Raw genomic sequence first — 11,266 nt, 5'->3', positions numbered from 1 at the left:
CCGGAAACCCCGTCACACTGGGCAGAATGCCGCCAGCATTATTTCCCGGGGAGGATGCTGTGCTGTGTCTATCGGTTGGTCGCGTCATACACTTTGTTGACAGAGAATTCAACCCTCCCGTAGGACTTTCGACTCTGTTCTTTAGGGGAAGAAGACTCTTTCGAATCTTCCCCGAAACTCGGGAGGCCGCTTAGATGGCGTACATGACAACTAGGCGTTCTCGGCCCGGCCGCCCCAGGCATGTGCCCGATTCGGGTACTGCCTCACCACGTGACCAGATCCTCGATGCTGCGGCGCGACTCTTCGTGTCCCAGGGCTTCGCGGCGACGTCCACCCGCGAGATCGCCGACCAGGTCGGCATCCGTCAGGCCTCTCTCTACTACCACTTCGCAGGCAAGGACGAGATCCTCGTCGAGCTGCTCCGTAAGTCGGTCCGCCCGACCACGGACAAGGTCGAGAAGATCCTCAGCCAGGTGCCGCCGCTCGATTACGAGACCGCTCTTTATCTGCTGGTTCTCGTCGACGTACGCACCCTTGCCGATGTCGACCACAACGTCGGCATGCTCTACATGCTGCCGGATGTGACCAACGGCGAGGTCTACACCGAGTTCCGCAAGGAGCACCAGGAGCTGGCCGCCGCCTATGCCGATCTCGCCAGCAAGGTGGCCTCGGAGAAGGTGCTGGAAGGTGTCAGCCTGAAGCAGCTGGGCAACATGCTCATCCAGCAGGTCGAAGGCGTCATCAACATGCGCGCCGAGATGATCACCGAGAACACGGTCCGCAGGATCTCGTGCCCTGAGGCATGGGCGATCGCGTCCTCGTGCCTGCGGATGTGCGGGGTCAGCCAGGAGAAGATCGAGGCCGCGAACGCGGTCGCCGTGGACATGCTCGACGACTTCCTCGAGGACAGGGTTCGCGAAGTCGCCTGACAAGGCAGGCTGACAAGACGGTAACTGGTGGGTAGGGCTTGCGCGTGTGAGTTGCCCAGTTGAGGCTTGAACGACACACTTTCCGAGCCCGTTGCCCGCTCCCCACCGCGAGGACCCCCACACGTGTGCATTGACCCTTCCGGAGGCCGCTGATGGCCCGGAAGCAGACAGCCATCCTCTCCGTCACCCGCGGGGTCACGACGCTCAACGGCCTCGTGGTGGATCGTCCGTGGGGAGAGGATCCGCACCAAGCCGGCATCCGGGCCGTACGCGAGCAGCTCGCCGGCCCGAGCCGCAAGCCCGTCCAGGTCGTCGCCACCGACGACGAGGCCCGGGTCCGGATGGTCGTCCATCCCGACGGGCACGTCACCGACTTCGAGACTCTCGAGGTCTTCGGGAGCTACGGCTCGCCCGACGAGGTTCCAGGCGCCGCGTGGCTTCCTACCGCGATCGCGCCGCTGGTCATCCAGGCCGAGGTCGAGCCGTTTCCCGAGCCCGAGCCCGAACCCGAGCCCGAGCCCGAGCCGTACGTCCCGCCGGTCCTGGCCGTGCCGGCGCCTGTGGTCGACGAACCCGTGACTGAGCCGGAGCCCGAGCCCGAGCCCGATCCAGAGCCCGATCCCGAGCCCGAGCCGGAACCTGCCCCGCCGCCAGCACCGGCACCCGCGCCTCCTCCGGCGCCCGCCCCGCTGCCCGAGCCGAACCCAGAGCCAGTCGCCGAGCCAGTCGCCGAGCCAGTCGCCGAGCCCGTCGCCGAGCGCGCGCCGGGACCGTTGGTGCCGTTGCACCACATGGAGCCGGGCCCCTACCGCCGCTCGCGGATCACGCGTCGCGGCCGGGTGGTGCTGGTCGTGGTCTGCCTGCTCCTGCTGATCCTGATCTACGAGGTCGTACGCGGCGTCGTGACCGGTTCCGACGCCGACTCCTCCGACAAGAAGGAGCCGCAGAGCCAGCAGTCGGAGCCGACCGCCGGGGCCAGCGACGAGGTCATCGAGCCGCCCTCGGCGTCGCCCTCGCCGAGCGCGACGGCGTCCTCCGTCCGGGTCGAGCCGACGCCGACGCCGACGCCCAAACCGACCAAGAAGCCGGCGCCCGAGCCGACCAGGACGCTGTCGGTGAGGGCGATCGCGATGACGGAGGCGATCGGGCTGCGGATCGATGCCAGCAGGCTGCCGGTGACCGCCACGATCGCGATGGATCCGTGGGGTGCGCCGGAGCGGTTCACGCGTACGGTCACGATCACCGAGCCCGAGCAGCTCGTGGTGATCAAGCCGGTCGCGTCCGGGCATGCGGAGTGGAGCGTCCGCGTCGACGGGGCCGTGAAGGTCACCGGCTACACGCACTCCTGGCCGAAGGGCGATCGCGAGTTCGTGAAGCGTTGATCCTGCAGGACCGAGGCGGTTCGATACAGGACTGAATTGCTACCAGGGTCGGATGTGTGGGACTCCGGTCCGGCGTACGCTGCACAGGAACGTGTTCCTGTGCCTCGGAGGTTTCGCATGCCGCTCAAGATCACGCCGCCGGTCCGCACGTCCAGGATCGCCGGCCGGACGCTCCACAAGGTGGAGCGCACCGCCAAACAGGGTGTGCGCTGGGTGCTGGGGCACGGGTTGCCGCGTACGGTCATCACGCGATCCGCGAAGAAGGGCGACCTCCAGGGTGACCTGATCCTCAGCGGACCGGGGTCGCACACCTTCGACCTGGTGGACCTCTTCGAGGAGGTGCGTGCGCAGGGGCCGCTCTATCGGGGCGCATTCAGCCAGGTCGCGACCGATCAGGCGGTGATCCGCGAGGTGCTGACCAGCCCCGACTTCGTGACCGGGTTCTTCGCGCCCGACGCGGGCGGCGGGTGGATGGCGAAGGCCGGCACCTGGGCGGCCAGCGACGTCTTCAACCCGATCCAGCCGCCGTCGCTGCTTGCGACCGAGCCGCCGGCCCACACCCGCTATCGCAAGCTCGTCACGCGGGTGTTCACGGTGAAGGCCGTGGAGCGGCTGCGCGGGCGCACCGAGGAGATCGCCCGCGAGCTTCTCGACGACCTGGAGAAGTCAGGGGCCTCCGAGGTCGACCTGGTCACGCGCTACTGCGGACTGCTGCCGATCACCGTCATCTCGGAGGTGCTGGGGGTGCCGGTCGAGCTGCGCGAGCGCATGCTCGAGATGGGGAAGGGCGCCGCGCTGAGCCTCGACATCGGTCTCGACTGGGGCACCTTCCGAGGGATGGAGGCGTCGCTGGAGGAGTTCGACACCTGGCTGCGCGGACACCTGGACCACATCGCGGCCCATCCCGGCGACGACCTGCTGAGCCAGCTCGTGGCGGTTCGTGAGGACGGCGACCGGCTCAGCGAGCCCGAGCTGCGCGCGATCGCCGGCCTGGTCTTCGCGGCCGGGTTCGAGACCACGGTGAACCTGATCGGCAACGGGATCGCGCTGCTCCACGACAACCCTGATCAGCTCGACATCCTGCGCGATCGCCCCGAGTTGTGGGCGAACGCCGCCGACGAGGTGCTCCGGCTCGACCCGCCGGTGCTGCTGACCGGCAGGGTCGCCTGCCGGGACTCGGTGATCGCGGGGGAGCCGATCCCGCGCGGCACCATCATCAACACCATCCTCGCGGCCGCCAACCGCGACCCGGCGGTGTTCAGCGACCCGCACGTGTTCGACGTGACCCGGGAGAACGCCCGCGACCACATCTCCTTCTCCAGCGGCCGCCACTTCTGCCTCGGCGCCGCTCTGGCCAGGATGGAGGGCGAGATCGGCCTCCGGCTCCTCTTCGAGCGCTTCCCGGACCTGAAGCTCCTCGACGGCCGCGAGCGTCACCCCACCCGCATCCTCCGCGGCTACTCCCACCTTCCCGCGCGCCTGACCTGAGCCCCCGCTGGTCAGCGCGGGTCAGCGGGGTTCCGCGGCCTCGAGCAGCCGCCGACCCAGGTCGGCGACGCAGCGGCGTACCTCGTCACCTTCGACGACGTGAAACGGAACGGCCTGGCGGGCGAGCTCCTGGGCGTACCAGCTCGGGCTGTTGGTGCTCCCGACGAGACGGCAGCGGCTGTCGTCGATGGGCTCGAGTCGGCCCAGGACGCGCGGAAGATACCGGTCGACCTGCGCGAACGGGGCCTCGAAGATGACCTCGACCGCATAGGCCCAGCCCTCACCGAGGTGTTCCTCGACCTCGGCGACGGGGTCGATCTCGGGACGTACGAACGTGGTCTCCTCGATGTCGACCGCGCCCATCCGGTCGACCCGGAGCACGCGGCGGGCGTCGGCGGTGTGCGACCAGCAGAGCAGATACCAGCGGGCGTGGCGCACCACGACCGCCCACGGGTCGACGACCATCTTGCGCTCGTTGCCGTTCTCGGTCGTGTAGGCGATGGTGGTCCGCCGCCGGGAGTCGCAGGCCTGGACCAGGCTCGTGGTGATGTCCGGGTCGGGCGAGACGGCGCTCTGGTCCGGGACGGCCGAGATCGTACGCCGCACCGCGGCCACGGTCTCGGCCAGCGACTGAGGCAGTACCCGGCCGATCTTGCCGAGGGCGCTGCCGACCGGGCCGGTGGCGTCGGCGATGTCGTGGTGGCCGTCGAGCAGGGCCATCACCAGACCGAGCGCCTCGGCCGTGGTGAAGATGAGCGGCGTACGCATCCCGCGGCCCAGGCGGTAGCCGCCATAGGGACCGCGCTCGGACTCGACCGGGATCCCGGCCTCCCTCAGGATGGCGACGTAGCGACGGGCGGCACGCTCGGTCACCCGCAGTCGCTCGCCCAGCCGCTCGGCGGTGATGCCGGGGGAGGACTGCAGCAGCTCGAGGGTGAGCAGCGCCCGTGCTGTCGGGCTCTCGTCATGTCCCATCGTGGCGGCTCCCGGAAGTAGTTCGTCCGGATTCAGCCTAGTCGGTGACTCCCCGGCCGACGTGAGCGACTGATCGTCCGTCGTAACCGACTTCTCGGTGGGGGTGGTCCCGTACCCTTACCGGCATATGAGACTTCTGCTGATCAGACACGGCCAGACCCCTAGCAATGTCTCGGGGGCGCTCGACACTGCTTTCCCCGGCGCCGGATTGACGGAGCTCGGACTGTCCCAGGCCGCGGCCGTGCCGGATGCGCTGGTGGGGGAGAGGATCGCGGGACTGTACGCCTCCCGGCTGGTGCGTACGCAGCTGACCGCTCAGCCGCTCGCCGCCCGGCTCGGGTTGCCGGTCGTGGTGCAGGAGGGGTTCGAGGAGATCAACGCGGGTCACCTGGAGATGGCCACCGACAAGGAGTCGGTGACGGCCTATCTCGAGGCGCTCGCCGACTGGATCGCCGGCACGCTCGAGACCCCGGTCCCGGGCGGCGAGGCGGGTCATGAGTTCCTGGCGCGCTTCGACGCCGCCGTCCAGGCCGTGGTCAAGCAGCACGAGCCCGACGACACGGTCGCGATCGTCTCGCACGGTGCGGCGATCCGGATGTGGACCGGCCTGCGCACCACGCAGTCGCCCGCGTTCGGCGACGACAACCGGATCCGCAACACCGGGCTTGCGGTCGTCGAGGGCGGTCCCGACGAGGGCTGGACGACGATCTCGTGGAACAACGACCCGCTGGGTGGCGCCCACCTGATCGGCGACGGTTTTTGATCCTCCGCTCGCTCCTGCTCTTCGCCCTGGCCGCGGTCGCCGAGATCGGCGGCGCCTGGCTCGTCTGGCAGGGACTGCGAGAGCACCGCGGCTGGCTCTGGGTGGGCGCCGGATTCATCGCGCTCGGCCTCTACGGCGTCGTCGCCACGCTGCAGCCCGACGCCCACTTCGGGCGGATCCTGGCGGCGTACGGCGGTGTCTTCGTCGTCGGCTCGATCGCCTGGGGGATGGCGATGGACGGCTACCGGCCCGACCGGTGGGACATCGCCGGCGCCGCGCTGTGCCTGGCCGGGATGGGCATGATCATGTACGCGCCACGTGGGTGAGGATGGGGCCATGGCGTCCGAGGAAGACTCACCCCGCACCTTCGTCCCCGTCCCGCCCGAGGAGCGGCCGCGCCGGAGTCGCAGCACGGCTCGCGTACTCCTGATCGACGACCGCGACCGGCTCCTGCTCTTCGCCGACTCCGACCCGGGGATACCGGGCCTGCGGTGGTGGATCACTCCCGGCGGTGGCATCGACGACGGCGAGAGCGAGGTGGCCGCGGCGGTGCGCGAGGTCGAGGAGGAGACCGGTCTGCGGGTCACCGAGGCCGATCTGGTCGGGCCGACGATGCGGCGGACCGTGGTGCACGGCTACAGCGACGTGGTCATCGACCAGGAGGACTTCTTCTTCGCCTGCTGGGTGCCGGCCTTCGAGGTCTCGACCGCGGGCCACACCGAGGAGGAGCAGCTCACCATGGCCGCCTACCGCTGGTGGACCCGCGCGGAGCTCGCGACGACCGACGAGGAGATCTGGCCGGCGGTGCTCCTCGACCTGTGGAAGGACGCCGACGTACGCCGCGAGTCGGCCGCCTCCGGCCCAGCTGATCCGGCCGACGGCGGGTGGGTGGAGGAATCGACGGTCCCGGCCTGACTGCCGGTTCCGGTCACGGAAGCACCGCAGCCGACCATCCTCACGGATGGCCGGCTGCGGTCTTTCGAGATCCGTCCATATCCCTCGGTATGACGAGATCTCTGGCGCGTGTCGTCACGCGCGCCGATCCCCCGATGGCGCGCGCGACGACACTCAGTCCGTGAAGCGGCCCCCCGACCGCGCTCTGGGCCTCCCCCTCAGCAGGCCCAGGGCGTCCACCCACAGCCTCAGGCTGTGGACGACGGACCGAAGATGAAGGCGCATGGTCAGCGGACGACGCCGAGAGCGACGATGCCGGTGGCGGCCAGGGCGGCGACGCCGAACATCGTGGTGCCGACGGCGGACGGCATCCCGCCGCGGTGCTTGTGCTCGGCCTGGTCGTTCTTACGGATGCTGCGGACGGCGTCGAGGATGTTGTTGCGGATCGACTCGACGGCGGTCAGGTCACTGCGGTGTCGTGCGGTGATCGTGGTGGTAGCCATGGTGTTTCCTCTTCTCGGCGGGCGGCGCTGGCCGTTCGTTGTCCGGCGGCCTTCACGTGAGTGGAACGGGACCAGCGCAAGGTCATGACGCGGCTTTCGTCCACTTTGAAGTTACGGAACATCCACATCTGAGAAACGGACGCCTGGACCCGTACGCTGCGCGTCATGACGTCCTTGGCGGAGATCACCCGAGAGTGGGGCCGGATCGGCATCATCGGGTTCGGCGGTCCACCCGCCCACATCCGGCTGCTGCGCCAGACCGTCGTCGAGCGCCGCGGCTGGGTGGCGCCGGAGGAGTTCGAGGACGCGATCGCGACCTGCAACCTGCTGCCGGGTCCCTCCTCGACGCAGCTGGCGATCTTCACCGCCTGGCGGGTCCGCGGCGCGCTCGGTGCGCTGGTCGGCGGTCTCGCGTTCATCCTGCCCGGCCTGGTGCTGATCCTCGCCCTGGCGGCGCTGTTCCTGGGCGACCCGCCCTCCTGGGTCCTGGGCGCCGGTGCCGGGGCAGGGGCGGCGGTCGCCGCGGTCGCGGTCCAGGCCGGGTGGGCGCTGGTGCCGTCCTCCTACGAGCGGACGCCGTCGCGTCCGCGTTGGATCCTCTACGCCGTCGTCGGCACCGTCGCCGCCGCGACCACCGGAGCGTGGGTGGTCCTCGTGCTCGTCGGTGCCGGGCTGGTCGAGGTCGCGATGCGGCGGCCGTGGCGTACGAACTCCTTCCAGTCCGTCCTCACGGCGCCGATCCTGGCCCAGGGAGCACTCACCGCCGCGGTCGCAGCGCCGCTGGCGTGGACGGCCTTCAAGGTCGGTGCGCTGTCGTACGGCGGAGGGTTCGTGATCATCCCGCTGATGCAGTCCGACGCGGTCGATCGCTACGGCTGGATGAGCGACGCGGAGTTCCTCAACGCGGTCGCGCTCGGGCAGATCACGCCGGGCCCGGTCGTCCACACCGTCGCGGTCGTCGGGTTCGCCGCCGCGGGGCTCCTCGGGGCGCTGGGCGCGGCGGTGATCGCCTTCGGGCCGTCGTTCCTGATGATCATCGCCGGTGGGCGGCACTTCGAGGCGCTGCGCTCCTCGCCGCTCGCGCGCGCTTTCCTCGACGGTGCGGGGCCGGCCGCGATCGGCGCGATCCTCGGCTCCGCGGTCCCGCTGGCGATGGCGACGAGCGAGTGGTGGCAGTGGGCCGTGCTCGCCGCCGCCGGCGTACTCCTGCTGCTGTTCAAGCGCGGGGTCGTTCTCACGCTCCTGCTCGCGGCAGGGGTCGGCGTCGTCGTCGCTCTCGCCGGCGGGCCGCTGCCTTAGAGGTAGAGCCCGCCGGAGGAGTCACCGTGGTCGTGCTGACCCTGCTGCTGGGGCCCACCCTGGCCGGGGGCGGGCTGGCCCTCGGGGGAGAGGCTCACGCCCGGCGGCAGGCCCTTGCGGATCTGCTCGAACTGCGCCCGTGCTGCGACCTGCTGGGCATAGATGGCGGTCTGGATGCCGTGGAAGAGGCCCTCGAGCCAGCCGACCAGCTGGGCCTGCGCGATCCGCAGCTCGCCCTCGGACGGGGTCTGCTGCTCGGCGAAGGGCAGCGAGAGCCGCTCCAGCTCCTCGACCAGCTCGGGCGCGAGCCCGGACTCGAGCTCCTTTATCGAGGCGTGGTGGATCTCGCGGAGCCGGTTGCGGGAAGCCTCGTCGAGCGGGGCGGCCTTCACCTCCTCGAGGAGCTGGCGGATCATCGATCCGATCCGCATCACCTTCGCGGGCTGCTCCACGAGGTCGGTCACGTCGCGCTCTTCGTCCTCGCCGGCCTCCGGCGCGCTGGCGTCCTTGAGTACGTCGGCGGGCACCGCGATCGGCTGCCCGTCGGGTCCGATGACCACGACTTCCCCGGTCTGCTCCTGCGTCATGCGCTCAACCCTACCTATCCCGCGGTGGTCAGCAGGATCTTGCCGGTGTGCGTGCCCGACTCCATGAGCCGGTGCGCCTCGGCGGCCTCCGCCAGCGGAAGTACGTCCTGCACGACCGCCTTCACCTCACCGGCCTCGACCATCGGCCAGATGCGCTCGACGACCTCGGCGCAGATCCTCGCCTTCTGCTCGACCGGGCGTCCGCGGAGGTTGGTGGCGATGACCGCGGCCCGCTTGCGGAGGAGGGCGTTGATGTCGAGCTCCGCCTTGGTCCCGCCCTGCATCCCGATGATGACGAGCCGGCCCTCGGGGTTGAGGGCGTCGATGTTGCGGGCGAGGTACTTCGCGCCCATGTTGTCGAGGATGACGTCTGCGCCGCCGTAGACCTTGGCGACCTCGACGAAGTCCTGGTCCTTGTAGTTGACGGCGACCTCGGCGCCGAGCGACTTGGCCAGCTCGGCCTTCTCCGCCGAGCCGACCGTGGTGATCACCCGGGCGCCGATCTGGTTGGCGAGCTGGATCGCCATCGTGCCGATCCCGCCGGCCCCGCCGTGGACCAGGAACGTCTCGTCAGGGGTCAGACCGCCGACCATGAACACGTTGGACCACACGGTCGCGGCGACCTCGGGGAGCGCCGCGGCGGTGACCAGGTCGACGCCCTCGGGCACCGGCATCACCTGCCCGGCCGGGACGGCGACCTTGGTCGCGTAGCCACCCCCGGCCAGGAGCGCGCACACCTCGTCACCCACCCGCCACTCGTCGACGCCCTCGCCGACCGCCGAGACGACACCGCTGCACTCCATCCCGATGATGTCGCTGGCACCCTTCGGCGGCGGGTAGAAGCCCTGGCGCTGCAGCAGGTCGGCCCGGTTGAGCCCCGCGGCCGCGACGTCGATCACGACCTCGCCAGGGCCCGCCTCCGGGTCGGGACGGTCTGTGACGGTGAGGACCTCGGGTCCTCCGGGCTGCTCGGCTACGACGGCTCGCATGCCTCCAACACTAGGGGTCTGTGGCAGCGGTGAGTTGCGCCACGGCGATTCCTCAGAGCGACTTCAGGTCCGTCCAGGTGTCGATGTCGCGGTGCTCGTCGCCCTCCGAGGGGACCTCGACGAGATCGAGGTCGGCGAGCAGCTTGCGCAACGGCATCCCGTGCTGTCCCTCGTGGTCCGGGCGGACCTCGGCGAGCCGCGCGGTGGAGAGCACCAGCGCCAGTTGGCGGCGCTCGTCGGGCCCGACGAGCACGGCGCCGTCGCGACCGAAGGCCGCCTCGCGGAGCCGCGACAGCGTCCGCGGGCGCAGGAAGGGCATGTCGACGGCGACCACACCGACGTACGCACGCGGGGTCAGGAGCGTGTCGACGCCGGTCAGCAGGGCGGCTACCGGGCCGCCGAAGCGGGGATCCTCGCGGACGAAGGTCACCGGTCGCTCGGTGTGCACCGCGTCGCCGACCACGACGACCTCCATCGCGTCGACGACGGCGTCCAGCGCCCAGGCCAGCATCGTGCGGCCGCCGAGCTCGATCCCGGACTTGTCGATCCCGTCGAGCCGGGAGCTGCGTCCCCCGGCGAGCAGCACGGCAGCGTACGGCTCCCATTCGTCCCAGGCAGTCACGCCCCGGACTCTAGTCTGGAGAGGTGACCACGTGGAACAGCCTCCGGATCAGCCTCGTGCAGCATGCCTCCGGCCTCGAGCCCGACGCCAACCGGTCCCTCCTGGCCGAGCTGACCCCGGGCGACAGCGACCTGGTCGTCTTCCCGGAGGTCTTCGCACGCGACTTCGGCAAGCCCGGTTCCGACCTGAGCGCCTTCGCCGAGAGCCAGGACGGGCCGTTCGGCACCGAGGTGGCCCGGGTGGCCGAGGAGCGCGGGGCCACGGTGGTGGCCGGCATGCTCGAGACGAGCGGCGATCCTGGCGGCAGGCCGTTCAACACGCTGCTCGTACGGGGCGGGGCGAAGGCGGCGTACCGGAAGATCCATCTCTACGACTCCTTCGGCTACAAGGAGTCCGACGCACTGGTCGCGGGCGCGATCGAGCCGGTGGTGGTCGACATCGGTGGTGTGCCCACCGGGCTGATGACCTGCTACGACCTGCGCTTCCCCGAGCTCGCGCGGAGCCTGGTCGATCAAGGCGCCGAGCTGATCGTGCTCCCGGCGGCGTGGGTGGCCGGTCCGCGCAAGGTCGACCACTGGCGCACCCTCGTGCGTGCGCGCGCGATCGAGAACACCGTCTTCGTCGCGGCCGCCGCCCAGTCGACGCCTCGCTACTGCGGTCATTCGATGATCGTCGACCCGCTCGGGGACGTCCTGACCGAGGCCGGTGACGGCGACGAGGTCGTCTCCGCGACGATCGATCGGGCCGTGCTCGAGGAGGCGCGGCGCACCAACCCGTCCCTGGTCAACCGCAGAATGTGACGCTGGTCAACAACTCCTCGTCACGGCGGTAAACG

General features: G+C 70.2%; 13 protein-coding genes. 8 read left to right on the top strand and 5 right to left on the bottom strand.

Translation table 11 applies throughout. From position 1 onward, the window contains the following. The first annotated feature begins 194 nt into the window (after positions 1-194). From ACFVDI_RS09275 to ACFVDI_RS09265, 3 genes are all read left to right on the top strand, one after another. A complete protein-coding gene (locus tag ACFVDI_RS09275; RefSeq protein ID WP_378903296.1) occupies positions 195-929 on the top strand; it encodes a TetR/AcrR family transcriptional regulator in 735 nt (244 codons plus the stop codon). A gap of 152 nt (positions 930-1,081) precedes the next feature. Then, positions 1,082-2,311, top strand: a complete 1,230-nt coding sequence (locus ACFVDI_RS09270) for a hypothetical protein (RefSeq protein ID WP_378903293.1) — start codon at positions 1,082-1,084, stop codon at positions 2,309-2,311. Positions 2,312-2,428: 117 nt separating this feature from the next. Then, the gene (locus tag ACFVDI_RS09265) at positions 2,429-3,799 is read left to right on the top strand and encodes a cytochrome P450 (protein WP_378903291.1); all 1,371 of its coding nucleotides are present in this window, start codon (positions 2,429-2,431) and stop codon (positions 3,797-3,799) included. Positions 3,800-3,820: 21 nt separating this feature from the next. On the opposite strand, the gene ACFVDI_RS09260 is transcribed toward ACFVDI_RS09265, so the two are convergent. Further along, entirely contained in the window at positions 3,821-4,774 is a 954-nt protein-coding gene (locus tag ACFVDI_RS09260) for a helix-turn-helix transcriptional regulator (RefSeq protein WP_378903288.1), read from the bottom strand. A 127-nt stretch (positions 4,775-4,901) separates the two neighbouring features. Between ACFVDI_RS09260 and ACFVDI_RS09255 the strand changes: the two genes are divergently transcribed. From ACFVDI_RS09255 to ACFVDI_RS09245, 3 genes are read left to right on the top strand one after another with little or no spacing between them, the layout of a single operon-like run. After that, positions 4,902-5,537, top strand: a complete 636-nt coding sequence (locus tag ACFVDI_RS09255) for a histidine phosphatase family protein (RefSeq protein ID WP_378903285.1) — start codon at positions 4,902-4,904, stop codon at positions 5,535-5,537. Further along, positions 5,534-5,863, top strand: coding sequence for a YnfA family protein (locus ACFVDI_RS09250; RefSeq protein WP_008355251.1), 330 nt, complete (start codon positions 5,534-5,536; stop codon positions 5,861-5,863). The genes ACFVDI_RS09255 and ACFVDI_RS09250 overlap by 4 nt, the downstream gene beginning before the upstream one ends. Before the next feature lie 10 nt (positions 5,864-5,873). Next, on the top strand, positions 5,874-6,452 hold the full coding sequence (locus ACFVDI_RS09245; protein WP_378903282.1) for an NUDIX hydrolase: 579 nt from the start codon (positions 5,874-5,876) through the stop codon (positions 6,450-6,452). 266 nt (positions 6,453-6,718) lie between these two features. On the opposite strand, the gene ACFVDI_RS09240 is transcribed toward ACFVDI_RS09245, so the two are convergent. Then, entirely contained in the window at positions 6,719-6,934 is a 216-nt protein-coding gene (locus ACFVDI_RS09240) for a hypothetical protein (RefSeq protein WP_378903279.1), read from the bottom strand. A gap of 165 nt (positions 6,935-7,099) precedes the next feature. Between ACFVDI_RS09240 and chrA the strand changes: the two genes are divergently transcribed. Then, on the top strand, positions 7,100-8,233 hold the full coding sequence (chrA, locus tag ACFVDI_RS09235; RefSeq protein ID WP_378903276.1) for a chromate efflux transporter: 1,134 nt from the start codon (positions 7,100-7,102) through the stop codon (positions 8,231-8,233). Here chrA and ACFVDI_RS09230 read toward each other — a convergent pair. From ACFVDI_RS09230 to ACFVDI_RS09220, 3 genes are read right to left on the bottom strand one after another with little or no spacing between them, the layout of a single operon-like run. After that, the gene (locus tag ACFVDI_RS09230; RefSeq protein WP_378903273.1) at positions 8,230-8,820 is read right to left on the bottom strand and encodes a bacterial proteasome activator family protein; all 591 of its coding nucleotides are present in this window, start codon (positions 8,818-8,820) and stop codon (positions 8,230-8,232) included. The two genes, chrA and ACFVDI_RS09230, sit on opposite strands and share 4 nt — an antisense overlap. A 14-nt stretch (positions 8,821-8,834) precedes the next feature. Further along, on the bottom strand, positions 8,835-9,809 hold the full coding sequence (locus tag ACFVDI_RS09225; RefSeq protein WP_378903271.1) for an NAD(P)H-quinone oxidoreductase: 975 nt from the start codon (positions 9,807-9,809) through the stop codon (positions 8,835-8,837). A gap of 52 nt (positions 9,810-9,861) precedes the next feature. Then, positions 9,862-10,431, bottom strand: coding sequence for a molybdenum cofactor guanylyltransferase (locus ACFVDI_RS09220; RefSeq protein WP_378903269.1), 570 nt, complete (start codon positions 10,429-10,431; stop codon positions 9,862-9,864). A gap of 23 nt (positions 10,432-10,454) precedes the next feature. On the opposite strand from ACFVDI_RS09220, the gene ACFVDI_RS09215 reads away from it, so the two are divergent. Further along, the gene (locus tag ACFVDI_RS09215; RefSeq protein ID WP_378903266.1) at positions 10,455-11,231 is read left to right on the top strand and encodes a carbon-nitrogen hydrolase family protein; all 777 of its coding nucleotides are present in this window, start codon (positions 10,455-10,457) and stop codon (positions 11,229-11,231) included. Positions 11,232-11,266 lie beyond the last annotated feature (35 nt).

The sequence above is a fragment of the Nocardioides sp. NPDC057767 genome, from assembly GCF_042798275.1.
Classification (GTDB): Bacteria; Actinomycetota; Actinomycetes; order Propionibacteriales; family Nocardioidaceae; genus Nocardioides.
Note: the sequence above shows the minus strand (reverse complement) of the source record. Positions and strands in the feature narration are given on the sequence as shown.

Coding starts and splice junctions, on each gene's coding strand:
- ACFVDI_RS09275 (WP_378903296.1), top strand. CDS start 195: ATGGCGTACATGACAACTAGGCGTTCTCGGCCCGGCCGCCCCAGGCAT.
- chrA (WP_378903276.1), top strand. CDS start 7,100: ATGACGTCCTTGGCGGAGATCACCCGAGAGTGGGGCCGGATCGGCATC.
- ACFVDI_RS09260 (WP_378903288.1), bottom strand. CDS start 4,774: ATGGGACATGACGAGAGCCCGACAGCACGGGCGCTGCTCACCCTCGAG.
- ACFVDI_RS09230 (WP_378903273.1), bottom strand. CDS start 8,820: ATGACGCAGGAGCAGACCGGGGAAGTCGTGGTCATCGGACCCGACGGG.
- ACFVDI_RS09225 (WP_378903271.1), bottom strand. CDS start 9,809: ATGCGAGCCGTCGTAGCCGAGCAGCCCGGAGGACCCGAGGTCCTCACC.
- ACFVDI_RS09245 (WP_378903282.1), top strand. CDS start 5,874: ATGGCGTCCGAGGAAGACTCACCCCGCACCTTCGTCCCCGTCCCGCCC.
- ACFVDI_RS09255 (WP_378903285.1), top strand. CDS start 4,902: ATGAGACTTCTGCTGATCAGACACGGCCAGACCCCTAGCAATGTCTCG.
- ACFVDI_RS09240 (WP_378903279.1), bottom strand. CDS start 6,934: ATGGCTACCACCACGATCACCGCACGACACCGCAGTGACCTGACCGCC.
- ACFVDI_RS09270 (WP_378903293.1), top strand. CDS start 1,082: ATGGCCCGGAAGCAGACAGCCATCCTCTCCGTCACCCGCGGGGTCACG.
- ACFVDI_RS09265 (WP_378903291.1), top strand. CDS start 2,429: ATGCCGCTCAAGATCACGCCGCCGGTCCGCACGTCCAGGATCGCCGGC.